At 69.3% G+C, this 24,758-nt stretch carries 16 protein-coding genes, 1 pseudogene and 1 other annotated feature; of the genes and pseudogenes, 8 read left to right on the forward strand and 9 right to left on the reverse strand.

What is annotated here, in order from left to right; all coding sequences use genetic code 11:
• Positions 1–76: 76 nt before the first annotated feature.
• The 3 genes from ppc (at position 77) to AC2YHT_RS17335 (ending at position 5,021) form a co-directional block, all read left to right on the forward strand.
• Positions 77–2,803 carry a phosphoenolpyruvate carboxylase gene (gene ppc, locus AC2YHT_RS17325; protein WP_487291009.1) on the forward strand — a complete coding sequence of 909 codons (2,727 nt, stop codon included), beginning with the start codon at positions 77–79 and terminating at the stop codon, positions 2,801–2,803.
• A 437-nt stretch (positions 2,804–3,240) separates the two neighbouring features.
• On the forward strand, positions 3,241–3,915 hold the full coding sequence (locus AC2YHT_RS17330) for a bifunctional 4-hydroxy-2-oxoglutarate aldolase/2-dehydro-3-deoxy-phosphogluconate aldolase (RefSeq protein ID WP_487291010.1): 675 nt from the start codon (positions 3,241–3,243) through the stop codon (positions 3,913–3,915).
• Complete coding sequence (locus AC2YHT_RS17335) at positions 3,915–5,021, forward strand: PfkB family carbohydrate kinase (protein WP_487291011.1); 1,107 nt, start codon at positions 3,915–3,917, stop codon at positions 5,019–5,021. Before AC2YHT_RS17330 ends, AC2YHT_RS17335 begins: the two co-directional genes overlap by 1 nt.
• A gap of 283 nt (positions 5,022–5,304) precedes the next feature.
• Here AC2YHT_RS17335 and AC2YHT_RS17340 read toward each other — a convergent pair.
• A pseudogene (locus tag AC2YHT_RS17340) lies at positions 5,305–8,079 on the reverse strand (M14 family metallopeptidase); the annotation flags it as partial.
• Between the two features lie 159 nt (positions 8,080–8,238).
• Positions 8,239–8,292 (forward strand) — a sequence feature (sul1 is cis-regulatory element that is thought to sense ions involved in sulfur or methionine metabolism; They are found in Alphaproteobacteria).
• Between the two features lie 20 nt (positions 8,293–8,312).
• Here AC2YHT_RS17340 and AC2YHT_RS17345 point away from each other — a divergent pair.
• A complete protein-coding gene (locus AC2YHT_RS17345) occupies positions 8,313–9,785 on the forward strand; it encodes a SulP family inorganic anion transporter (RefSeq protein ID WP_487291012.1) in 1,473 nt (490 codons plus the stop codon).
• Here the strand turns inward: AC2YHT_RS17345 and AC2YHT_RS17350 are convergent.
• The 7 genes from AC2YHT_RS17350 to pepN form a co-directional block, all read right to left on the reverse strand.
• The gene (locus tag AC2YHT_RS17350; RefSeq protein ID WP_487291013.1) at positions 9,769–10,560 is read right to left on the reverse strand and encodes a CPBP family glutamic-type intramembrane protease; all 792 of its coding nucleotides are present in this window, start codon (positions 10,558–10,560) and stop codon (positions 9,769–9,771) included. The genes AC2YHT_RS17345 and AC2YHT_RS17350 overlap by 17 nt on opposite strands.
• An 11-nt stretch (positions 10,561–10,571) precedes the next feature.
• Entirely contained in the window at positions 10,572–11,357 is a 786-nt protein-coding gene (locus tag AC2YHT_RS17355) for a MipA/OmpV family protein (protein WP_487291014.1), read from the reverse strand.
• Between the two features lie 132 nt (positions 11,358–11,489).
• Positions 11,490–12,626: a helix-turn-helix domain-containing protein gene (locus tag AC2YHT_RS17360; RefSeq protein ID WP_487291015.1), complete on the reverse strand. Its 1,137-nt coding sequence runs from the start codon at positions 12,624–12,626 to the stop codon at positions 11,490–11,492.
• Between the two features lie 77 nt (positions 12,627–12,703).
• Positions 12,704–13,081: a VOC family protein gene (locus AC2YHT_RS17365; protein ID WP_487291016.1), complete on the reverse strand. Its 378-nt coding sequence runs from the start codon at positions 13,079–13,081 to the stop codon at positions 12,704–12,706.
• Positions 13,082–13,087: 6 nt separating this feature from the next.
• Positions 13,088–13,876 carry a hypothetical protein gene (locus tag AC2YHT_RS17370; RefSeq protein ID WP_487291017.1) on the reverse strand — a complete coding sequence of 263 codons (789 nt, stop codon included), beginning with the start codon at positions 13,874–13,876 and terminating at the stop codon, positions 13,088–13,090.
• Positions 13,877–13,969: 93 nt separating this feature from the next.
• On the reverse strand, positions 13,970–16,438 hold the full coding sequence (pleC, locus tag AC2YHT_RS17375) for a cell cycle histidine kinase PleC (RefSeq protein ID WP_487291018.1): 2,469 nt from the start codon (positions 16,436–16,438) through the stop codon (positions 13,970–13,972).
• Positions 16,439–16,803: 365 nt separating this feature from the next.
• Positions 16,804–19,395, reverse strand: a complete 2,592-nt coding sequence (gene pepN, locus AC2YHT_RS17380; protein ID WP_487291019.1) for an aminopeptidase N — start codon at positions 19,393–19,395, stop codon at positions 16,804–16,806.
• Positions 19,396–19,496: 101 nt separating this feature from the next.
• Between pepN and AC2YHT_RS17385 the strand changes: the two genes are divergently transcribed.
• Together AC2YHT_RS17385 and AC2YHT_RS17390 are read left to right on the forward strand one after the other, a co-directional pair.
• On the forward strand, positions 19,497–20,429 hold the full coding sequence (locus tag AC2YHT_RS17385; RefSeq protein WP_487291020.1) for a CPBP family glutamic-type intramembrane protease: 933 nt from the start codon (positions 19,497–19,499) through the stop codon (positions 20,427–20,429).
• A gap of 103 nt (positions 20,430–20,532) precedes the next feature.
• The gene (locus tag AC2YHT_RS17390; protein ID WP_487291021.1) at positions 20,533–21,186 is read left to right on the forward strand and encodes an OmpW/AlkL family protein; all 654 of its coding nucleotides are present in this window, start codon (positions 20,533–20,535) and stop codon (positions 21,184–21,186) included.
• 134 nt (positions 21,187–21,320) lie between these two features.
• Here AC2YHT_RS17390 and AC2YHT_RS17395 read toward each other — a convergent pair whose 3' ends face one another.
• On the reverse strand, positions 21,321–21,875 hold the full coding sequence (locus AC2YHT_RS17395; RefSeq protein ID WP_487291022.1) for a hypothetical protein: 555 nt from the start codon (positions 21,873–21,875) through the stop codon (positions 21,321–21,323).
• A 145-nt stretch (positions 21,876–22,020) separates the two neighbouring features.
• Between AC2YHT_RS17395 and AC2YHT_RS17400 the strand changes: the two genes are divergently transcribed.
• Positions 22,021–23,136, forward strand: a complete 1,116-nt coding sequence (locus AC2YHT_RS17400) for an acyl-CoA dehydrogenase family protein (RefSeq protein ID WP_487291023.1) — start codon at positions 22,021–22,023, stop codon at positions 23,134–23,136.
• A gap of 11 nt (positions 23,137–23,147) precedes the next feature.
• A complete protein-coding gene (locus AC2YHT_RS17405) occupies positions 23,148–24,368 on the forward strand; it encodes an acyl-CoA dehydrogenase family protein (protein ID WP_487291024.1) in 1,221 nt (406 codons plus the stop codon).
• The last annotated feature ends 390 nt before the right edge of the window (positions 24,369–24,758 follow it).

Below are 24,758 nucleotides of genomic sequence, written 5' to 3' on the forward strand. Positions count from 1 at the left end.
CGCGAGAACCGTTAGATCAGTTCTTACAGTCCTGACGATCCGCCGCTCCTCCTCGCGGCGGTGATGGAGCATGCGCATGCGCGACTCGGCCCTCTCCCTCGGCTCAGACCGACCCACCAGCCGTGATGTCCGGCGGAACGCCAATCTGCTGGGCGATCTCCTGATCGAGGCCATCGCCTATCTGGAAGGCGACGAGGCCGGCGAGCTGGTGACCAAGGCCCGCAAGGCCGCCTCGCACGAGACCGCCGACGGCGAGGCGCCCGGCCTCGACCACCTGTTCGCCGACCTGTCCAACGACCAGGCCATCTTCCTGGCCCGCGCCTTCGCCAGCCACTCGCTGCTGGCCAATATCGGCGAGGACGTCGCCGGCCGCCGCCGCCACGCCGAGGCCGACGCCCAGCCGGGCGACGAGCGCGCCCGCACCCTGGTCGACGCCGTCGCGGCGCTGAAGGCCGAGGGCAAGACCGACGCCGAGCTGGCCAAGGTGTTCGCCGCCATGAACGTGGTGCCGGTGCTGACCGCCCACCCGACCGAAGTGCGCCGCCGCAGCATGGTCGACCGCGAGACCGAGATCTCGCGCCTGATGACCCTGCGCCGCCATCACCTGCCGGCCGACCTGGAAGCCGACATCCGCGAGCGCCTGTTCCGCGAGATCGCCCTGATGTGGCGCACGCGCCTCTACCGGCCCGAGCGGATCACCGTGAAGGACGAGATCCGCAACGCCCTGTCGATCGTCCGCACCTCGATCCTGCCGGCGATGGTGGATCTCTACGAGGAATGGTCGGGCAAGATCGGCAGCCACGGCCACATCGCGCCGCTGCTGAAGATGGGCTCGTGGCTCGGCGGCGACCGCGACGGCCACCCCGGCGTCAACGGCGAGACCCTGAAGCTGGCCTTGTCGTCGCAGTCGCGGGTGATCCTCGACTGGTACGCCGGCGAGGTGCGCAAGCTGTGGTCGAACCTCGCCGTCTCGACCGCCTACACGCCCGTCTCGCAGGAACTGCTGAACCTGGCCTCCCAGGCCAAGGACCCGTCGGTGCATCGCCTGGACGAGCCCTACCGCCTGGCCCTGGAGCTGATCTTCGACCGCCTCACGGCCGTGTCGCAGAAGCTGACCAACCAGTGGGTGGCCTACGCCACCAGCCGCACCGATGTGGCGCCCTACGACCATCCTGACGCCTTCGTCGCCGACCTGCAGATCATCATCGACTCCCTGGAAGCCAGCGGCGGCGAGCGCCTGGTCGGTTCGTCCCTGCGCACCCTGGTGGCCGTCGCCAAGGCCTGCGGCTTCCACCTGATGAGCCTGGACCTGCGCCAGAACGCCGACGTCCACGAGCGCACGATCGACGAGCTCTACCGCCGCGCCGGCACCGGCGTGCGCTATCTGGATCTCGACGAGGAAGCCCGCTCGGCCCTGCTGATCGAGGAGCTGTCGCACCAGCGGCCGCTGGTCTCGCCGTTCACCGCCTATAGCGAGGAGACGGCCAAGGAACTGGCGACCATGGAAGCCGCGGCCCAGGCCGTGCGCGACTACGGCCACGCCTGCATCGGCGCCTACATCATCTCCAAGTCGGCCACCCTGTCGGACATCCTCGAGCCGCTCGTTTTGCTCAAGCAGGTCGGCCTGGTCTGGGGCGGCGCGGCGCCGCGCTCGTCGCTGAAGATCGCCCCGCTGTTCGAGACCATCGAGGACCTGGAGAACGGTCCGCGCGTGCTGCGTCAGTGGCTGGAGCTGCCGATCAGCCGCACCATCCTGGGCGACCGGCCGGTGCAGGAGATCATGCTCGGCTACTCCGACAGCAACAAGGACGGCGGCTATGTCGCTTCCCGTCGAGGCGTCGCGCGCGGGGCCTCGGCCCTGGCGTTCGAGGCCGACCGCATGGGCGTCGGCATCCAGCTGTTCCACGGCCGCGGCGGCAGCGTCGGGCGGGGCGGGGGACCGGCCGCCGAGGCGGTGCTGGCCCAGCCGGCCGGCACCGTCCAGGGCCGCATCCGCATGACCGAGCAGGGCGAGATGATCGCCCGCCGCTTCGGCGACCAGCCGACGGCCCGCCGCAACCTCGACGGCCTGGCCGCCGCGGTGGTGCAGTCCAGCCAGCGCCCGGCCCACCGTCCCGATCCCAAGGTCGAGGGCGCGATGACCGCCCTGGCCCAGGCCTCGTTCGAGGGCTATCGCGCGCTCGTCTATGACGACCCGGCCTTCGAGGACTTCTTCTGGTCGGCGACCCCGATCGGCGAGATCGTCGGCCTCAACATCGGCAGCCGTCCCGCCTCGCGTACGGCCAGCCGCAAGATCGAAGATCTGCGGGCCATCCCCTGGGTGTTCAGCTGGTCGCAGGCCCGCTTCATGCTGCCGGGCTGGTACGGCTTCGCCTCGGGCGTCGAGCGCGCGGGCCTGTCGACCGGCCAGCTGCAGGACCTGGCCGGCGGCTTCGACTTCTTCGCCTCGCTGCTGTCGAACATGGAGCTGGCGCTCGCCCAGAGCCACATGGGCATCGCCGCCCGCTACGTCGCCCTGTCGCCCGACCAGGACAACGCCCAGCGGATCTTCGACGCTATCAAGCGCGAGCACGACGCGGCCCAGACCATCGCCCTGGCCATCCGCGGCGGTTCCAGCCTGCTCGACAACCAGCCGGAGCTGGCCGAGTCGGTGACCCTGGCCGGCCACTCGGTCGACCCGTTGAACCACCTGCAGCTGGAGCTGCTGGCCCGCCGTCGCGGCGGCGAGCAGGCCGAGGACGTGCGCCTGGCCATCCAGCTGACCGTGGCCGGCATCGCCGCCGGCCTGCGCAACACCGGCTGACCGGAAAAGGGGCGCGCCGATCACCAAATCGGCGCGCCCGTCAAAAATTCCACGAAGCGCGAAACTGCGTTTTCTACAGGCTTGCTCAAATGCCGAAACTGCGCTTATCTGTTCATGACACCGGTGACAACGCGAGCCGAGCTCAACTTGATACCGGTGTCATGACGTTTTGGTCCGCCTCGCGCGACCGGGCGTCCTGCGGCTCTTTGAGTTCGCTCCTGCGCAAACTTTTCCAGGGCGTCGAGCTTCGGCTCGGCGCCCTTCATTTTGCCTCGCCCCACCCAAGAGGGCAGGGCGGCTGAAATTGACGTGGCGGCAGCCTCGGCCTGTGGCGCAAGCCGCGCGCGCGGGCTAAGGGATCGCCGAACAGATCTTCCACGCGCGGGGCGCTCAGCGGCGCATCGCGCAAGACCATCCCTTCCGGGAGGAGTACGCGAATGCTGAAGAACCGTATGGCGGTGCTGCAGGCCCTTGAGAGCCAGGGCGTGGTGCCGGTGTTCTACCACCCGGACGTCGAGATCTGTAAGAACGTCATCCAGGCCTGCGCCGACGGCGGCGCGCCCTGCATCGAGTTCACCAACCGCGGCGACTTCGCCGCCAACGTCTTCTACGAAGTCACCAAGCACTTCGCCTCGGCCGATCCGCGCGTGATCATGGGCGTCGGCTCGATCGTCGATGCGCCGACCGCCGGCCTCTACATCGCCAACGGCGCTAAGTTCATGGTCAGCCCGATCGTCAACGCCGACGTCGCCAAGCTCTGCAACCGTCGCATGATCCCCTACAGCCCCGGCTGCGGCTCGGCGACCGAGATCTCCTACGCCCAGGAGCTGGGCTGCGAGATCGTCAAGGTGTTCCCCGGCTCGTCGGTCGGCGGCCCGGACTTCATCAAGGCCGTGATGGGCCCGATGCCCTGGACCAAGATCATGCCGACGGGCGGCGTCGATCCGGACGAGGCCTCGATCAAGAAGTGGTTCGGCGCGGGCATCGTCGCCGCCGGCATGGGCTCCAAGCTGATCACCCAGGAAGCTCTCGACGCCAAGGACTACGCGGGCATCTCCAAGAAGGTGCGCGAGACGGTCGACCTGATCGCCAAGGTGCGCGGCAAGGCCTGATGAGCGATCCGATCCTTAAGCTTCGCCCGGCGTCGGAGACCCGCTGGGACTGCGCGGCCCTCGGCGAGGTGATGCTGAGGCTCGATCCCGGCGACGGGCGGGTGCGCAACGCCCGCCAGTTCCAGGTCTGGGAAGGCGGCGGCGAGTACAACTTCGCCCGCGGCATGAGCAAGTGCTGGGGCAAGCGCTCGACCGTCGCTACGGCCCTGCCGGACAGCGATCTGGGCTGGCTGGTCCAGGACCTGATCGGCCAGGGCGGCGTGGACATGTCCCACGTCGTCTGGCGGCCGTTCGACGGCCTGGGCCGCAACACCCGGGTCGGGCTGAACTTCACCGAGCGCGGCTTCGGCGTGCGTCCGGCCCTGGGCGTTTCCGACCGCGCCAACTCGGCCGCTTCGCAACTGCGTCCCGGCGAGATCGACTGGGAGCGGCTGTTCGGCGAGGAAGGCGTGCGCTGGTTCCACACCGGCGGCGTGTTCACGGCCCTGGCGTCCAACACCGGCGAGGTGGTGCTGGAGGCCCTGGAGGTCGCCAAGAAGCACGGCGTCATCGTCTCGTTCGACCAGAACTACCGCGCCTCGCTGTGGAAGGACCGTGGCGGCCTCGACGCCGCTCAGGCCTTGAACCGCAAGATCGCCGCCATGACCGACGTGATGATCGGCAACGATCATGACTTCGTGGTCTGCCTGGGCATGGAGATCGACGGTCTGGTGAAGGGTCTGGCCCCCACCGACCCGGCCAACTTCAAGACCCTGGCCCCGCAGGCGGTGAAGGCCTTCCCGAACCTGAAGGTGCTGGCCACCACCCTGAGGGCCGTGCGCTCGGCCAGCGTCAACGACTTCGGCGCCATCCTGTGGGTCGATGGGGCCTTCTACGAGGCCCCGATGCGCGACGGCCTGGCCATCTACGACCGCATCGGCGGCGGCGACGGCTTCGCCTCGGGCCTGGCCTACGCCCTGATGGAGAACCTCGGCCCGCAAGCCGCCGTCGACTACGGCGCGGCCCACGCGGCCCTGGCCATGACCACCCCCGGCGACACCTCGATGGTGCGCCTGAAGGAGGTCGAGGCCCTGGTGCAGGGCGCTGGGGCGCGGGTTATTCGCTGACGCCGAAGACCCCCTCCGGCCCTCCGGGCCACCTCCCCCAGAGGGGGAGGATCTGGAAGCGCCGCGCCAAGTAGATGCTCCCCCTTTGGGGGAGCTGTCGCGGAGCGACTGAGGGGGTCTTTCCCCATAAGAAAAAGCCCCGGTCCTGCGACCGGGGCTTTTCCATATCTCATTCCGTAAAATCCCCGCGAAAGCGGGGACCCAGGCCTTTTCTGAAGCGCGTGTCGCTCGACGATAAAACACCTGGGCCCCCGCTTTCGCGGGGGTTTTACGGTGGTTGGAACTACTTCCCGGCGCTCACCGCCGGCCCGTACAGCAGCCCGTTGAACAGGAACTTGAACGTCCCGTACGACTGCGCCCGCTGGGTGATTTCCGGGCCCATGACGAACAGCTTGCCCTTGCCCACGTCGACGTCGAGGATCGCCGTGGTGTCCTTCAGCTTGTCCTGGCCGACGGCCCAGCCGCTGCGCAGGGGCTTGTCGCTGTCGAACCACGAGACCTTGGACACGCCCTTGGCGTCCGACTTCAGGGTGAAGGTCGGCGAGCGGTCGTAGAAGATGTCGACGTCGGCCGGGATGCCGTAGGCCAGGGGCTGGGTGACGTCGACCTTGGCCCGCAGCACCGAGCCGGGGATGTAGAGCTCCTTGGTCGACAGGCCCACCAGCTTGCCGCCCTCGCTCTTGGCCGTGGCCACGTCCACCGGCGCGCCGAAGGCGGTGGCCAGGCGGGTGGAGGCGCCGATGGCGATCACCGTGCCGCCTTGCTCGGCGAAGGCCTTGAGCTGCGGTAGGGTGGTCTCGTCGGTCACCGTGCCTAGCCATGGACGGTACTCGGCCGGGATCTCTTCGGGCTTGGGCTGCGGATAGCCGCGGCCGGCGCGGAACGGGCCGCCGGCCGGGGCCGGCACCACGCCGTCGGCGAACACCAAGACGTCGAAGTCCTTGGCCAGATCGCCGGCGTCGAGGCGCTGCGGGTAGACGACCTGGAAGGGGGCCTCGAACTTCTCGAACATCCAGCGGTTCCAGCCCGAGGGCATCGAGCCGCCATAGACGTCCACCAGGCCGATGCGCACCGGCTTCAGGGCGATGGCCTTGCCGCCGGGCTTCGAACCCGTCGCCCAGGCGTCGACGCCCAGTTCCTTGACCCCGGCCGTGATCACGGTCGCGGCGGCGGGTGAGTAGGGGACCCAGATGGCCCCGGCGGCGAAGCTCTGCTTGCCGGCCTTGGCGCCGTCCTTCAGCCACGAGACCTGGGCGCCGGCCTTCAGCAGGCGGTTGGTCAGGGTGAAGGCGTTGTTGGGGGCGTGGTCGATCAGCCAGCCGGCCTTGCCCGAACCCTTCACCGCGCCCGGCTTGACGGCGATCAGGTCGGGCACGCGCTGGAACGGCCCGTCGAAGCCGTCGAGCACGCGGTCGAACTTGATCCCCATCTGGTAGGCCAGGGTGTAGCCGGTGACGTCGTAGGGCGCCTTGGGCGGGCCGCCCGGATATTCGGCGTCGTGCGGGTGGTCCTGCGGCTCGAACATGTCGAGGACGTGCGGGCGATAGGCCTGGGCGGTCTTCACCACGTAGGAGCCGGCCGGATAGGTCTTGCCGGCCACGGTGAACGGCTTGGAGGCCTCATCGACGTCGACGCCGGCCTTGATCAGGGCGTTCAGGAACGCCACCACGGTCGGCTTGTCGGCCTGGTCGGCGGTCAGGATGTAGCCGCGCGGATCACGCTTCTCCGGGGCCTGCAGGATGGTCTTGTAGAGCGACGGATCGACGGCGGCCGAGGTGGCCGAGCCGGTGACCTTGCCCTCGAACTTCACCTTGGCGCCGGCTTCCTTCAGGTCGTCGATCTCGGTCGGGGTGATCGTCCAGCTGTCCTTCGATCCCTTGGCGATCGAGTTGCTGGCCATCTTCCAGATGTTGAACAGCATGCGCTCGCGGTTGCGCGAGGCGTAGTCCATCACCGCCCGGTCCAGGCTCCACTGGTATTCGACCGTCTGGGCCAGGTGCCAGGTCTGGGGCGGGGCGGGCATGGGGCGATCGCCGTTGGGCAGCTGCACCTCGGGCACCAGGTTCAGCGGCATCGGCGTCGGCCCGCCGGTGATCTCGGTCAGCAGGCCCACGGCGTTGTGGAAGTAGGCGATGGAGCGTTCCATGCCGTTGTGCCAGGTCGAGTAGGGGGCGGCGCTGCGGGCGCCCGAACCCGGCTTGTCCTCGGCCACCAGGCGGCTGTGCATGGCCATGCCCACCTCCTGCAGCGAGGTCATGACCAGCGGGTCGTAGTTGTAGTTGAACGGGTCGCGGAACGGCGGCACGAACACCACCATGCCGTTCGGGGCCGGCTGGTGCTGGTTGTAGATGATCTGCGGATACCAGTCGCGGAACAGCACCTTGTTGACGTTGGTGGTCTCGGACATCTGCGACATGAAGCTGTCGCGGTTGTTATCGTGGCCGACGTACTTCTGGTACAGGCGTGGGATCGAGTTGAACTCGCGCTTCTGCGGATCGGCGTTGCGCATGTACCAGTCGGACACCAGCTCCATGCCGTCCGGATTGTCGTGGCCGAACAGCACGATGACGTCGTCGAGGATGCGCATCGTCTCCGGATCGGTCTTGGTCAGCATCCGGTAGAGCACCTGGATCTGGCCTTGCGAGGTCACCGTCTCGGTGGCGTGCATGCCCGCGTCGATCCAGACCACGGCCTTGCCGGTGGCGGCCAGCTTCTCGGCCTCCTCGCGGGTGACCTCGCCGCGCGCCAGCTTGCGGGCGACTTCCTTGTATTCGTCGAGCTTGGCCAGGTTAGCGGGCGAGGAGACGATCGCCACCCACTGGGTGCGGCCTTCCTCGGACTTGCCGATGTCGACCAGCTTCATGCGGTCCGACTGGCCGGCCAGGGTCTTCAGATAGGCCTCGTAGGCGGTGTAGTCGGCCAGGAAGTAGTCGCTGCCGGGATCCTGGGCGAAGGCCTGGGCGGGCGGGGTGATCTCTGCGGAATAGGCGGCTTGGCCGCCGAATGTCATCACCAGCGCCAGGGCGGCCCCGGCCATCGCTACGTGTCGCGTCATCGCACTCCCCATCCACCAAAGCGGGGCGCTTGTTTCGCTGGCCCCTCTAGCTTGACGCAGGCGGAGCATGAAACCGCACGTGGAGCCAGTCGGGACGCAAAAAATGGTTCGCGGCGGCCAGGCTTGCCCCAGGCCGGCGAATGCGGCATCAGCAGGCCGCACAACGGATCCGGCCTCGCCGGATGGCTACCCCGGGCGCCGATCCCTCGGGAAACCCGCACCCAAGACAGATCTCCATGAGCTTCCTCGCCAAGACGCGCCAGCAATGGCTCGCCAATCCTGGCCGCGACCTGCTGGCCGGCACGGTCGTCGCCCTGGCCCTGATCCCCGAGGCCCTGGCCTTCGCCTTCATCGCCGGCGTCGATCCGGCCGTGACCCTCTACGCCTCGTTCGTCATCGCCATGACCATCGCCTTCGTCGGCGGCCGGCCGGCGATGATCTCGGCCGCCACCGGGGCCATGTCGCTGCTGATGGGCGGCTTGGTGCGCGAGCACGGCATCGAGTATCTGTTCGCCGCCAGCCTGCTGACCGGCGCCATCCAGATCGTCATCGGGACCCTGCGCCTGGGCCGCTACGTGAAGTTCGTGTCGCGCTCGGTGATGAGCGGCTTCGTCAACTCGCTGGCGATCCTGATCTTCATGGCGCAGATGCCCCAGCTGATCGGCGGCAACTGGCAGACCTTCGCCCTGGTGGGAGCGGGCCTTGCGATCATCTATCTCTTCCCGCGCCTGACCAGGGCTGTCCCGTCGTCGCTGGTGGCGATCCTGGCGCTCAGCGCCGTTGCCATCACCCTGCACCTGCCGGTGCGCACCGTCGGCGACATGGGCCAGCTGCCGACGGCCTTGCCCGGCTTCCACCTGCCGGCCGTGCCGCTGACGCTCGAGACCCTGAGGATCATCGCGCCGGTGTCGCTGACCCTGGCCTTCGTCGGTCTGCTGGAAAGCCTGCTGACCGCCAACCTGCTCGACGACCTGACCGACAGCCCGTCGGACAAGGATCGCGAGACGCGCGGCCAGGGCATCGCCAACCTCGTCTCGCCACTGCTGGGCGGCATGGCCGGCTGCGCCCTGATCGGCCAGTCGATCATCAACGTGAAGTCCGGCGGCCGCTCGCGCCTGTCGACCTTCTGGGCGGGCCTCTTCCTGCTGATCCTGATCCTGGTGCTGCGCGACTGGGTGGCCAGGATCCCGATGGCCGCCCTGGTGGCGGTGATGATCATGGTCTCGTTCACGACCTTCGACTGGAACTCGGTGCGCAAGCTGCGCTCGACGCCGCTGCAGTCGACCATCGTCATGCTGGCCACGACCGTGACGGTGCTGGCGACCCGCGACCTGGCCAAGGGCGTCGTGCTGGGCGTTCTGCTCAGCGTGCTGTTCTTCGCCCGCAAGGTCGGGAAGATGATCGCGGTGAAGGAGCGGGCGGACAGCGACGAGACCGTCCGCCGCTACGCCGTCGAGGGCCAACTGTTCTTCGTCTCGGCCGAGTTGTTCGCCGCGGGCTTCGAGTTCCATGGCCATCCCGCCCGCGTCGAGATCGACATGGCCGGCGTGCGCCTGTGGGACCTGACCGCCGTCGGCGCGCTGGACAAGGCGGTGTCGCGCTATCGCCGCCAGGGCGCGGTGGTGTCGGTCGTCGGCCTCGACGAAACCGGCGCGGCCCTGGTGTCGAGGCTCGGCGCGCCCGACGGCGCCCTCACGGCTGCAGGATGACGATCAGCACGGCGGCGATCAGCACCACGCCCTCGACGCCATGGATCACCACGGCCAGCCAGTTCGACCGGAAGGCCTGGGCCGGCAGGCTGTAGCAGAGACAGCTGATCACCAGGCCGGGCATGATCCAGATCTTGTGCACGTGATAGCCGGCGAACAGCAGGCCGTTGCCCAGCCACGCCCAGCGTCCCCAGGCCCGCTCCATGCGCGGCAGCAGCACGCCGTGGAACAGCAGGGCCTCGCCCAGGGCGTAGTTGAAGAGGCTGGAGACCAGGGCCAGGGCCAGGATGTCCCACCGGCCCTTGGCCTCGGGCGTGATCAGGTGCTCGATCTGGGCGAAGGCCGGCGTCGCCTCGGCCAGCCGGTGTCCCAGGGGCGTGGCCTGGAACAGCGCCCCGACCGCCTCGTCGCCCAGGAAGCCCAGGCCCACGAACAGCGGAACCAGCAGGAAGGCCGAGGCGAACGGCCGGCCGCTGGACCGCCAGGTCGGCGTCTTCAGCCATAGCCGCCGACGCAGGGCGGGCAGGGTGAAGGGCACGCCCTCCAGCCTCAGCACGATCAGGGCCAGCACGCCTTGCCAGGCCATACCGACCACCACCATGCGCCAGAACACCAGCCCCGGCAGCGGATCGCCCGGCGTCATCAGCCGGGGCGCGACGATCCAGGCCAGCACGCCCATGGGCGCGACGGCGGCCAGCCAGATCAGCAGGATCAGTAAGGTCTCCCAGGCCAGGGTCAGCCCGCTGGGCACGACCGAAATGCGCGAGGCGTGCACCGGCCGCACGCCTAGAACCGGCGAACGAGGCTGACGAAGCCGGCGGCCGTCTGGCCCTTGGCCATCAGCGGACTGTTCTTGATGTCGTCGTCGAACGCCTCGACCTCGGCGGCGGCGATCACATAGAGCCGCTCGGTCAGCTGGTAGCGGGCCTGGACCCCCAGCGAGGGCACGACCACCCCGCCCGACGGGGCCCGGGGCGTGCGCCCGAACTCATAGGCCAGGGCAGGGGCGACCTCGTTCTCGCGCAGGCCGTAGAGCCAGGTGGCCAGCTTTTCGTCCTTCCACGACAGGCCGGCCACCGCCTCCAGCGACAGCCGCTCGGTGGGCTGGGCGGCGAGGGTCAGGTCGAGATTGATCTCCTGGCCCTCGGTCTCGCCCGTGGCGTCGGCCAGGAGCTCCAGGCTCAGGGTCGCCGGGCCGGCCATGCCGCTGAACCGCGCGCCGACATCGACGCCGGTGTCGCGCTCCAGAAAGGCGAAGTCGCGGGTGTCCTTCGGATCGACCAGTTGGAAGCGCGGGCTGACGCGGCCTTCCAGCTTGAAGTGCTCGGTCTCGTAGGCCTTCACGGCCAGGCCCGACAGGTCGGCGGTAAGGTAGCGGTTCTGGTAGAAGAACAGCGGCAGGACGCCGGTCTCGGTTTTCTCGCGGGCGCTCTCATAGGGATTGCTGGTCGCGTAGACGCCAGCGCCCAGCAGCAGCAGGTGGTCGGGCTCCTCGCTCTCCGCACGGGCGGCGAACGGTTGGAGCGCCAGGGCGCAGGCGGCCAGGGCGGCGCCCTTCAGGCGGAGGATCATGACTGTTTCTCTCGAACGGGGAGGTGACAGTCACGACGCTGGAGCAGACGCCGCCGGGCGTCGTCCGGACGGGTAGGCTCGAAGGGCTTGGGCTTCCGATCCTGCCGGACCGGACATTGCTGGAGGGGGGCGTCAGACGGCGGGGCGGAAGGCGCTGGGCGGTCGGCCGGCGTGCTTCTTGACGGCTGCGTTGAAGGTCGAGCGCGAGTTGAACCCCACCTCATAGGCGATCGACAGGATGGCTTCGTCGGTGGTGCGGATCCGCTCGACGGCCTCGTCGACCCGCCAGCGGTTCACATAGTCGAAGAAGCTCTGGCCCAGGTGCTCGTTCAGCACCTGCGACAGGTGGTTGGGCGAGACGCCGATGCGGACGGCCAGCGCACTAAGAGACAGCAGCGGATCGCGATGCAGGGCGTCAGCCGCCATCGCCCGGTCCAGCCGCGCGGCGATCTCGACTTGGCGAGCTTCGGGCAGGGCCGAGCGGGCGTACTTCTCGGCCGGGGGCAGGGCCTTGGGCGTTTCGGTCTGGGGCGTGAAGATCGGCTGCTGCGACAGGCCGAAAAGGCCGATGGCCGCCGTCCAGGCCAGCTCCACCGCAGCGCCGGCGACGTCCAGCCAATCGGCGTGGGCGACGTTCAGCGCCAGGCCCGACTTCACCGCGCCCCAGATCCAAGCGGCCAGCATCACCAGCAGCAGCACCCGCAGCCAGCTCAGGGTGCGGTTCTCGATGTTGGAGAAGAGGTCGCGCACCCGCCGCACGTGCCGGCCCATCACCCGGAAGGCGGCGGCCAGGTAGCCCAGGGTCGTCGTCAGGAACAGCGCCACGAAGGCCAGCTGCAGCGGGCCGGCCCAGGCGTCGGTCTCGGCCCCCACGCCGGTGTAGATGGCGATCCGGGTCGGGATCGGCAGGGCGAAGAACGGCAGGGCCAGCAGCAGGGCGATCCCTGCCGGCCAGCAGAGCCGCGCGATCCGCACCGGGCTCCACCCCGCCTCCGGATCCCCGGTCATGGCCACCACATAGGCCAGGATCGCCGGTCCCAGGAACAGCGAGGTCGACCACAGGATCCCCGTCGCCCAGGGCGCGGCGGCGTAGATCCCACCACGATCCAGGATCAGGTCGACGCCCGACAGCGCGCTCAGCAGCAGGAACACCGCCAGCGCCGTCGCCGGAGCCTTCCGCCAGCCGGGCCGCAGCACCAGCTGCGTCGCCGCGAACAGCCCGATGGCGGCGGCGGCCGACGACAGGATCAGCACCAGGGCGCCGCTCATTCAGTCATTTCCCCGAAACCGCGCGGGAAGCCTTCCGCGCGAAACGGCGCGGAGAGTGTCGCGGAACGTGCGTCGCCTCAAGCCTGCGACAGGCTCAGCACGTTGCCATCGGGATCGGCGAACCAGGCGACCTTGGCCTGGCCGTCGGGAGCGGTCCATATGCCCAGGGCGTCCTGGCCGAAGCCCTCGTAGATCGTGAAGACCACGCCCCGGCCGGCCAGGGTGCGCACGGCGGCCTCGATGTCCTCGACGTTCCAGCCGAACACCGGATGGGCGCCGGCCTTGAAATCGGGCAGGGCGGTCAGGCGGATCAGCGCGTCGCCCGCTCCCAGAAAGTCGCCGAACGGGTCGGTGCTATGCACCGCCAGGCCCAGCTTCTCGACATAGAAGTCGAGCGCGCGCTGACGGTCGCTGACGTGGACGAAGGCGACGGGCGTTCCGGAAACGGCGGGCATGGCCTTTCACTCCCTGCGGGAAGCTGTCAGCGAATCCTGCCGCGAACGCTCGGGCATGGCGACGGACCAGTTGAAGGAGACCTTCCCGTTGCGGCCCGTCGACCCTGTCGCGCCTGGGGGTCCGTCCGGTCCGAGGGCTTTGCTGTCGCATGCGGGCTTGACGGGAACACCCGCGCCGCCCGCGCCGCCTAGGCCTCCGAGACCCCCGCAGATCTGGCCGCCGCAGTTTTGAGGCTGGCCGGCGGCGTTCGTGTCGGTGAGCACCGAGAAGGCCGCCCAGGCCGACTGCGAGGAGGTGACTATGGAGACATTGGCCGCGTCGCCGCCGTTTTGTCCCGGGCCGCCAGGGTTGCCGGCCGAGGCGGCGGCGTCGGCGGCGCAGGCGGATGGGTCGCGTGGCGGTGCATTGGAGCCTGGCGCGCCCGCCACTCCGGCGTTGAGGATCGAGAGGCCCTTGCCCTCCACGTTCTGGACCACCAACTCGACTAGGCCAGAGCTCTCTCCCATTGTCGCCTCTGAGGGGCCAGGGGATATTAGCTGGGCCGTGTCTTCGATGATCAAGAGCTCGATTACCAGCTTCACCGGGAAGCCGTTGGTGAAGATCTGCGCGCCGGGCTTCAGCCGCAACTCGCCGATGTAAGTTGTGCCTTGGTTCGGCACGAACGGCTGGCCCTGCCAAACGACAACGTCCTGGAGAGCCTGCGTCTTGTCGGGCTCGGCCGCGGCCGCGGCCGTCGAAAGCGCCAGAAGCGCCAGCCCGAAGGCGAGCCCGCACGCATATGGAAAGCGCACCATTTTGAAGAAGTCTCTCCTGCTACTGCAAGTGAGAGTTTAGCTGTTGCCGCGACCGGTCAAGCTTGTCGGGTGATTTTTGTCGGCAGCACGTCTCTACGCCACCGCGTAGTCGCGCATCTGCATCGGGCTGCTCTGGCTGACCGGCAGGATGAAGCTGACCGTGGTGCCTTCGCCCGGGTTAGAGACCATCTCCAGGGCGCCGTCGTGCATCTCGACCAGCGACTTGGTCAGCGCCAGACCCAGGCCCGTGCCTTGCGTGGTCTTGGAGTGCTGGCTTTCCACCTGCTCGAACGGACGGGCCAGGCGGGCCAGGTCCTCGGCGGCGATGCCGATGCCGGTGTCGGTGACCGACACCTTCACCCGCTCGCCCAGCGGATCGCGGCGGATCTCGGCGCGCACGGTGACGCGGCCCTGGCGGGGGGTGAACTTGATGGCGTTGCTCAGCAGGTTCAGCAGCACCTGCTTGACCGCGCGGTAGTCGGCCTCGATCTCGGGCAGGGGCGGGAAGTCGACCTCCAGCTTCAGCCCGGCGGCCTCGGCGCGGTTGCGCACCAGGCGCACGGCGTCCTCGGTCACGTCTTCCAGGTGCAGCGGCTCGAACTTCAGGTTCATCTTGCCGGCTTCGATCTTCGACATGTCGAGGATGTCGTTGATCAGGGCCAGCAGATGCTGGCCGCTGTTGTGGATGTCGAGGCTGTAGCCCTTGTAGCGCTGGTCGCCGAGCGGGCCGAACATCTCGTTCATCATGATCTCGGAGAAGCCGTTGATGGCGTTCAGCGGCGTGCGCAGCTCGTGGGACATGTTGGCCAGGAACTCGCTCTTGGCCTTGTTGGCGCCCTCGGCCTTGACCTTCTCCATCTCGTACTTGCGGGCCAGCTCGGCCAGCTGTTCCTGGCTGCGCTCCAGGCCGGCGACGGCGTTCTGGAGCTGCTCCTCGTTGCGGCGGCGGGCTTCTTCCTGGGTCTTGATGGCGGTGATGTCGGCGGCGGTCATGACGAGGCCGCCCTCGGCCGTGCGCCGCTCGCTGATCTGGATCCAGCGGCCGTCGTTCATCTCGGCCTCGCGCACGCCCTTGGCGCCGGTCGGGTCGGGGATCTCCTGCTTGATGGCCAGGGCCGCGAAGCGGTTGACCTCGGCGCGGGCCGCGCCCGGCTTGAGGATCCGCGGCTCCAGCGAGAAGACGCTGCGGTAGTTCCGATTGCACATCAGCAGGCGGCCCTGGCGATCCCAGAGCACGAAGGCCTCCGACACGCTTTCGATGGCGTCGCGCAGGCGGTTCTCGGCGGCCTGGGCGCGGGCCTGGGCCAGGCGCTCCTCGGTGACGTCCAGCGCCACGCCGATGATCCGCGAATAGCCGTCCTCGCCCGGCTTGCCGAAGCCCTGGCCGCGGGCGTCCACCCAGATCGAACGGCCGCCGTGTTCGCGGGCGGGGATGCGGAACGACACGTCGAAGGCGCCGAACTGGGCGGCGTTGGCCAGGGCCTGGCGCACGCGGTCGCGGTGGTCCGACGAGATCCGCTCGACGAGATCCTCGCCGGGCGCGACTCCGCCGCCGCCCCAGCCGAACATCGCGCCGGTGACGTCGGACATGTAGACCTCGTCCGAGCGCAGGTCCCATTCCCAGATGCCGCAGCGGGCGGCCTCGACGGCCAGGCGGAAGCGCTGCTCGCTGTCGATGAACTCGCGCTGGGCGGCCTCGGCGCGGCGGCTTTGCAGCATCAGGATCAGGGCCAGGGCGATGCCGGCGGCCAGCGGGATCAGAAGGGTCAGCGCGCCTTCCATCAGGCGGCGGTCGACATTGGCGACGGTGTGGCTGGGGGCGCTGACGGCGGCGATCAGGGCGCCCTGGGCCAGGGGCTCGAAGGCCACGTCCAGGCCCGAGCCGTCGACGCCGCGGCCGGTCAGGGCGGCGGCCCCGCCTTGCAGGTCCTCCACCGACAGGGCGTAGGCCTGGTCGAGGCTGGCGGCGCCCTGCACCGCGCGGCCGACGCCGACCAGCAGGCCGCCGTCCGGCAGGAAGAGGGCGTTGGACTGGGTCTTGTCCGGCTCGCCCAGCAGGCGCGAGGGATCGCCGGCGGCGATGACGTAGCCGCGGCCGGCCGAGGTCTGGGCGGCCATGGCCACATAGAGGCGGCCGCTGCGGCCGACGCCGCCGATCCAGGCGCTGCGGCCCGAGGCGGCGGCGGCGCGGGCCGCTTCGCGCCAGTCGGCCGACGGATCGCGGCCGGCCACCGCCATGACTTCGCCGGTGGTGGCCACGGCGACGGCCATGGCCTCGCCGCCGGCGGCGCGCAGGGCGGTCTCGGCCGCGTCCATGGCCGAGGTCGGGTCGCGTTCGAGCAGGTCGCCCGCCGCCGACAGGCCGGCGCGCTGGGCGGCGAGATTGGTCTCGACCTTGCCCGACAGGATCTGGGCCTGGGCGGCCAGGGCCGCGCCGCCTGGCGGGGCGGCGGCTTCCTTCTGCAGCTTGACGACGCCGAGGGCGGTGTAGACGGCCAGCAGCAGCAGGGCGGCCAGGATCACGACGCGGACATAGGCCTGCGACGACCGGGCGGCGCGCATGCGAGCCGCGCCCGCAGCCGAAAGTCCGGCCTTGGCCGTCCTCCCGGGTTTCGCCCCGCCAATCCGCAACGCCCGCAACTCCGCAGCACCCCAGGCGAGTCAGTTCGCCAATCGTGGTGAATCTACCGTACGCGTTCGGTCGCCGTCACCCTGGGGAGACGCGAATCCCTGGGGGCTGAGCGCTTTGGTCGCAACCGTTGCGCGGAAGAATCACCCCAGGCTCGCCGCTTGAGGGAACCTCCCCCCGTGGGGGAGGTGATCGCGAAGCGATCGGTGGGGGGAGTTTTTGCGGGACGTCCGCTTCACCGGAAGCTGAAAACGTCCCCCCACCGGCCTTCGGCCGCCTCCCCCAGAGGGGGAGGTTCCTAATCCAGCGCTCGCCCCGCCAGCTCGAGCACGTTCTTCGACAGCCCCGGCGCGGCCTTCACGCGTTCCAGTTCCCGCCGCATCAGATCGCCCAGCGCCGGGACATAGCGCCGCCAGCCGCCCAGGGGCTCGACCAGACGGGCCGCCGTCATCGGGTTGAAGCTGTCCACGGCCAGGATCTGGTCGGCCAGGAAGCGATAGCCCGCGCCGCTGGGATCGTGGAAGCGGGCCGGGTTGGCGCTGGCGAAGCCCTGCACCAGGGCGCGGAAGCGGTTGGGATTGCCGGCGTCGAAGTCCTCGTGCTCGGTCAGGGTCAGAACGCGGGCAAGCGCGCCTTCCGACGGATCGCGGGCCTGCACCGAGAACCACTTGTCCAGCACCAGCGGCTCGTGCCGCCACTTGGCGTGGAAGGCCGAAAGCGCCTTCTCGCAGGGCTCGCCGCCCACGGCCAGCAGGGCCGAGAGGCCGCCCATGGCGTCGGTCAGGGCCGCGGCGGCCTCGAAGTGGCCGACGATGCGCTGGACGTTGTCGGCGTGCGGGTCGGCCGCCAGCAGGTCGACGCAGGCGTTGCGCAGCGCCCGGCGGCCGGCCGAGGTGGCGTCCGGCGAGAACTCGCCGTCGCCCTGCATGGCGCCGTGGATGCGGGCCAGCTGCTCGCCCAGGTGCACGGCGATGCGGGCGCGAAGGGCGTCGCGGGCGGCGTGGATCGCGCCCGGATCGGCCGGATCGACGGCCAGGGCCAGGTCGCCCTCGCTCGGCAGGGCCAGCAGCAGGGCCTTGAAGGCCGGATCGGCGGCGGCGTCGTCCAGCGCCTGGCCCAGGGCCTGGGCGTAGCGCTCTTCGCCGACCTCGTCGGGAGCCCCCGCCGCGCGGGCCAGGATCAGGCCGCGGGCCAGGCCCTGGCCGGCTTCCCAGCGGTTGAAGAGATCCGGATCGGCGGCGAACAGCACATAGGCGTCGGCGGGCCGTGCGTCGGTGGTCAGGGTCACCGGGGCCGAGAAGCCGCGCAGGGCCGAGATCACCGGCGCTTCCGCCACGCCCTCCCAGCGCACCGTCAGGCTCTCGCCCTCCAGCAGCACCACCTCGCTGTCGCGCAGCGGCGCGCCGGCCTGCGACAGCAGGCCGATGGTGACCGGGATCGGCAGGGCCTTCTTGACCGGCTGGCCGCTGGTGGGCGCCGTCTTCTGGCTCAGGGTGATCGACAGCGCCTTGGCGTCCGCGTCATAGGCGTGGGTCAGCGACACCGACGGCGTGCCGGCCTGTTCGTACCAGGAGAAGAAGCTGGAAAGGTCCCGGCCCGAAGCCTCGGCGAAGCAGGCGATGAAGGCCTCGACCGTGGTCGCCTCGCCGTCGTGGCGCTCGAAATAGAGGTCCAGCCCGGCCCGGAACGCGCCGGCGCCCAGGATGGTCTTCAGCATGCGGATGATCTCCGCGCCCTTCTCATAGATGGTCGCGGTGTAGAAGTTGTCGATCTTCAGATAGCTGGACGGCCGCACGGCGTGGGCCAGCGGGCCGGCGTCCTCGGCGAACTGGCGGGCGCGCAGGGCCTTCACGTCCTTGATCCGCTGCACGGCCGCGCCGCGCATGTCGGCGCTGAAGCTCTGGTCGCGGAAGACCGTCAGGCCTTCCTTCAGGCACAGCTGGAACCAGTCGCGGCAGGTGATGCGGTTGCCGGTCCAGTTGTGGAAATATTCGTGGGCGACGACGCTCTCGATGCGCTCGTAGTCGAAGTCGGTGGCCGTCTCCGGCTCGGCCAGCAGGAGCGAGCTGTTGAAGATGTTCAGCCCCTTGTTCTCCATGGCCCCGAAGTTGAAGTCGCGCACGGCCACGATCATGAAGAGGTCCAGGTCGTATTCGCGGCCGAACGCCTCCTCGTCCCACTTCATCGAGCGCTTGAGGGCGTCCAGCGCATAGGCGGCGCGCGAGGCCTGGCCGGGATCGACGAACACCTTCAGCGCCACGGTGCGGCCGCTCATGGTGACGAAGTCGTCCTCCAGCACGTCCAGCCGCCCGGCGACCAGGGCGAACAGATAGGCGGGCTTGGGGAAGGGGTCGTTCCAGACGGCGAAGTGGCGGCCGTTCTTCAGCTGGCCGGCCTCCATCAGGTTGCCGTTGCTCAGCAGGTGCTCGAACGAAGCGTCGGCCTCGATCCGCACGGTGTAGCGGCTCAGCACGTCAGGCCGGTCGGGGAAGAAGGTGATGGTGCGGAAGCCCTCGGCCTCGCACTGGGTGCAGAACCGGCCGCCCGACATGTAGAGGCCCATCAGCGCCTTGTTGGCCGACGGATCGATCTCGACCTCGGTCACCAGCTCGAAGGCGTCGGGGACGTCGGCGATGGTCAGGCGCTCGTCGTCCAGCTCGTACTGGTTGGCGCTCAGGGCCTGGCCGTCGATCGCGATCGCCTTCAGCGCCAGGCGCTCGCCGTTCAGCGACAGCGGCTCGCCGGCAGCGCCCGTGCGGCGCACCTGCAGCGTCGCGGTCACGCGCGTGGCCGATGGCTCCAGCTGGAAGGACAGGTGCGTCGTCTCGATCTCGAACGGGAACGGACGATAGTCGGAGAGCCGGATCGGCTGGGGCGTTTCGGTGCGCATGGGGCCAATGTAGTCGCCCGTCGGGGCCGGGGCGAGGCCGCCGGTTGCGCGGTTTGTCGATTTATCGGCTAGGTTGGCGACTCAATCGGGGGTGTTTTCACGTGTCAGAGATCGCCAATTCGGAACCTGTCGCGCCGGGACTTTCGCCGGGACGTCGCGCGGCGACCGTCGCCTGGGCGCTGGCCCTGGCCTTGATCGTCACCGTCGCCGGCGCGATCGTGGCCTTCGGCCTGGGCATGATCGGGCTCTATCTCTACGGGGTGATGCGGCCCGAAGAGTCGTTGAACCAGGTCGACGAGGTGCTGCTGAAGCAGGCGCCGATCGCTCTGCTGTGCGGGGCGTTCACCGTTGTCAGCACCTATTCGGTGCTGGTGCGACTGGTCGAGAAGCGCGACCGCACCGAACTGGCGCCGAAGGAGGCCTGGCGCGAAGCCGCGCGCGGGACCGGACTGGTGGTCGCCGCCTTCGCCCTGCTGATGGCCCTGCTGACGTTGATCGGCGCGGTGACGTGGGGGCCGCCGTCGCTGGTGGACTGGCGCTGGGCCATTCCGGATCGGCTCGTCACCGGGATCGCCGGCGGCGTGGTGATGGCCGTCGTCGTCCAGGGCGTGCTGACCCGGCTGTTGGCCAAGGCCCTCGGCCCGATCCCGGCCGTGGTGATCGCCGCCGTGCTGGTCGCCTGCTTCTACCCCGCCTCGGACGGCCCGCTGCTGCTCGCCCAGCGCCTCGGCGCGCTGCTCGGCGGGGCGATCCTGGGCCTGACCTATCTGCGCAATCAGCGTCTGTGGCTGGGCATGGGCCTGGCCGGGGCCTGGGGCGCGCTCGTCCAGCTGGTGACCGGCGGCTACGCGCTGGAAGGCGGCTACGACGGCGCGGCCGCCTTCATCTCCGAGCCCGAGCGCGGCGCGCTGGTCTCCTGGCTGCGCGGGCCGAGCGGACCCGAAAGCTCGGTCCCGCTGCTGGTCGGCGGCGTGCTGGTCGTCGGCTGGCTCGCCTGGCGGGCCTGGAAGGAAGGCGCCTTCTCGCGGGCTTGAGGCGGATCCCAACAAGCTTGAGGCGGATCAATGTGCGCCCCGGCGGGCGGGCGCATCACCCCTGACGACGCCTCGACGCGTCGAACTCCAAGGGGATAAGACCATGACCGCCCTCCGCCTCGCCCTGTTGGCTGGCCTGACGCTCGCCGCCGCGACTGGCGCCGCTCAAGCCCAGGAGGCCTTCACGCCCGCCGCCAAGGGGACCTGGCAGGTCAACCTGCGCGCCACCGGCGTGCTGCCCGACGCGGGCGACCCGATCGTCACCTCGGCCGGCGCGGCCACCGGCCTGAAGGCCGACGTCAAGGACGACGTCAAGCCGACCCTGGGCGTCTCCTACTTCATCACCGACAAGCTGGCCGTCGAGGTGATCGCTGGCACCACCCAGCACACCGTCAAGGCCGTGGGGCCGGGAACCGACGTCGTGGTGCACAAGACCTGGGTGCTGCCGCCGGTGGTCTCGGCCCAGTACCACTTCGCGCCCAAGGCCCGGTTCAATCCCTATGTCGGCGCGGGGCTGAACTACATGCTGTTCTACAGCGGCAAGGACCGCAACGGCTTCACCGTCGATCTCGACGACGGCTTCGGCTACGCCCTGCAGGTCGGCGCCGACATCGCCGTGAAGGGGCCGTACGTCGTCAATCTCGACGTCAAGAAGGTGTGGTTCGAGACCGACGCCAAGATCAACGGCGGCGCGCTGAAGTCGAAGGTGAACCTGGATCCGACCGTGGTGTCGGTGGGGATCGGGCGGCGGTTCTAGCGATCTGGAACCCCTCCCCCTCGATGGGGGAGGGGCAGGGGTGGGGGTGACTGCGGCGTCGGATGCCGCACACGGCCGCCGGCTCAGAAGGTCACCCCCATCCCCGACCCTTCCCCCATCAAGGGGGAAGGGAGCTACCCTTCCACCGTCCCGCTCGCCGCCGGCGTCTCGTGCAGTTCGCGCTCGATGGCCGCGGCCTTCTGGGCCAGGGCCAGCAGGGCGGGGGGAGCGTCCTCGGGATGGTCGCCGACCAGTGTCAAGATTTCTCGGGCCAGGGCGTGCAGGCGCGGGGCGGTGGCGATCAGCTTGGCCTGGAACTCGATCTTGCGCGGGTCGCGGTCGTACTCGGCTCCGGGCGTGCGCCAGCCGCCCCAGTCGTTGGGATCGGTGACCACCACCGGATAGGTGCCGGGGAAGGGGTGGTGCAGGCAGTCGCCCTCCTGCTGCCACTTGTTGCGGGCCCTCAAGACCCGCCAGTTCGACAGGACGCCGCCTTCCTGCGGGTCCATCTTGTCTTCGGGCTTCAGCTCGTGGGCCAGGAATTCGCGGCCCAGGCCGACGTCGTAGGTCACCCGCACGGGCTCGTCGAAGCCCTTGGCCCAGATGGGCACGATCTTCTCGATCGTCGCCCAGGCGCCGACGCTCTCGACCCAAACCTTCTGGTTCCGCTGGTAGACGGTCTTGGCCATGGGACTCCGGAACTTCGCCTGCAAATGCTCAAAGGCATAAGAACCTGAAATTCTTGACGCCGGGTCAATCTTTCCAGGGGGCGCAAGCTCGGTCATCGTCGTTTCCAACGGCCGTCGACAGAACGGCCAAGGGAGAGAAACGGCCGTGGATTTCGACTATTCCGACGACCAGAAGTTCCTCAAGGACGAGGCCCGCAAGTTCCTGAGCGGCCGCTGTCCGCCCGCGGTGGTGCGCGGGGTGCTGGACGATCCGGCCCGCAGCCACGACCAGGCCCTCTGGGCCGCCGTCGCCGAGCAGGGCTGGCTGGGCGCGGCCATTCCCGAAGAACACGGCGGCCTGGGCCTGGGCCGGGTCGAGCTCTGCGCCATCGCCGAGGAGCTGGGCCGCGCCGTCGCCCCGATCCCCTTCGCCTCCACCGTCTACGTCCTGGCCGAGGCCGTGATGGCCCACGGCTCCGACGCCCAGAAGGCCGCCATCCTGCCGGCCATCGCTTCCGGCAACCTGATCGGCTGCCTGGCCGTCAGCGAAGGCCCCGGCGTGCTCACCCCCTCGGCCCTGTCGGCCAAGGTCGAGAGCGGCAAGCTCTCAGGCGTGAAGATTCCCGTCACCGACGGCGACATCGCCCACACCGCCATCGTCCTGGCGTCCGAGGGCGGCAAGCCCAGCCTCTTCCTGGTCGAGCTGACCGGCGCGGGCGTGAAACGCGAGACGCTGGAGAGCCTGGATCCCACCCGCGGCGTCGCCCGCCTGACCTTCGACGCCGCCGCCGCCGAACGGCTGGGCGCGGCGGGCGAGGGCTTCGACCTCGTGCAGGCGATCCTCGACCGCGCCGCCGTGCTGCTGGCCTTCGAACAGCTGGGCGGCGCCGATCGCTGCCTGGAGATGGCCAAGGAATACGCCCTGGGCCGCTACGCCTTCGGCCGCGTGATCGCCGGCTACCAGGCCATCAAACACAAGCTGGCCGACATGTACGTCAAGAACGAGGTCGCCCGCTCCAACGCCTATTACGGCGCCTGGGCGCTTAATGACGACGCGCCAGAGCTGCCCACGGCCGCCGCCGCCGCCCGCATCGCCGCCTCGGAAGCCTTCTGGTTCGCCAGTAAGGAAAGCGTCCAGGTGCACGGCGGCATGGGCTTCACCTGGGAGGTCGACTGCCACCTCTATTACCGCCGCTCGCGGCAGCTCTCCCTCGTGGCCGGCTCGCCCCGGCTCTGGAAGGAGCGGCTGGTGAGCGAGCTCGAGAAGAAGAACGCGGCTTAAGGAGAGCGATCATGGACTTCAACGACTCCCCCAGCGAAGCCGCCTATCGCGACAAGGCCCGCGCCTGGCTGGAAGAGGCCGCCGCCGCCCACAAGGCGCAGCACGGCGAACCCAAGCCCAACACCCCCGAGCACATGGCCGCCGCCAAGGCCTGGCAGGCCCGCAAGGCCGCCGCCGGCTACGCCTGCATCACCTGGCCTGCGGTCGTGGGCGGGGGCGGTGGCACGCCGATAGAATCCGTGATCTTCGGCCAGGAGGAGGGCAAGGCCGGCGTCGCCTATGGCTACTTCACCATTGGCCTGGGCATGTGCGTGCCCACGGTCATGGCCTTCGCCGACACCGACACCAAGAAGCGCTTCGTCTCGCCGGCCGTGAAGGGCGAGGAGATCTGGTGCCAGCTGTTCTCCGAACCGGCCGGCGGCTCCGACGTCGCGGCCCTGCGCACGCGCGCCGTGCGTGACGGTGACGAGTGGATGATCAACGGCCAGAAGGTCTGGACCACGGGCGCCCACTACAGCGACTTCGGCATTCTCCTGACACGGACAGACCCCGATGTGCCCAAGCACAAGGGCCTGACCATGTTCTGGATCGACATGCGCGACGCCGCCGTCGAGTGCCGGCCCATCCACCAGATGTCGGGCGGGCGCGAGTTCAACGAGGTCTATTTCGGCGACCTGCGGGTCAAGGACAGCCAGCGCCTGGGCGAGGTGGGGCAGGGCTGGCAGGTGGCCCTCGTCACCCTGATGAACGAGCGCCTGGCGGTCGGCGGCTCGGCCGGCCCCAACTACCGCGAGGTGCTGGAACTGGCCCGCGCCCTGCCGGGCGAGGATGGTCCGGCGCTCAAGAACGACGCCTTCCGCGAGAAGCTGGCCGACTGGTTCGTGGCCTCCCAGGGGCTGAAGTTCACCCGCTTCCGCACCATGACCGCTCTGTCGCGCGGCCAGACCCCGGGTCCGGAAAGCTCGATCGGCAAGATCATCTCGGCCAACCAGCTGCAGGATCTGGCCAACACCGCCGTCGAGATGCAGGGCGAGTACGGCGTTCTCACCGGCCCCGAAGCCGCCGCCGGCGCGGCCTTCCAGCAGAGCCTGATGTGGGCCCCCGGCCTGCGCATCGCCGGCGGCACCGACGAGATCCTCAAGAACATCATCGCCGAACGGGTCCTGGGCCTGCCCGGCGACGTGCGGGTCGACAAGGACGTGGCGTTCAAGGACATGCCGACGGGGCGGTGAGGGGCCGACAATCCCTCTCTCTTTGAGAGAGGGAGGGGCCCGCGCCGAAGGCGTGGGAGGGTGAGAGGTAACAAAGCCAGCCGATCGAAACGCGGTCGGACGGTCGTCGCCGCCCCGTCGAGATCGCCTGTTCCCTCCCTCGCAACCATCTCATGGAAAGCCCGAGGTTCGCCGGCCAGCGGTGAAACCTCTCACCCTCCCACCGCTCCGCGGCGGGCCCCTCCCTCTCTCCATGAGAGAGGGGTCTCGAACCGCGAGAATCGCCCGGGCGATCCATCTTCGCAAACTCGCCTCACGCGCGAAAAATGACGATCCCCTGACAGGCGAAAATCGTGTGATTACACGGAATTAGCCGGGCAACGCGCCTGTTCCACGTTCCAATTAAGGCAT

Source organism: Caulobacter sp. SRI_008 (assembly GCF_057586355.1).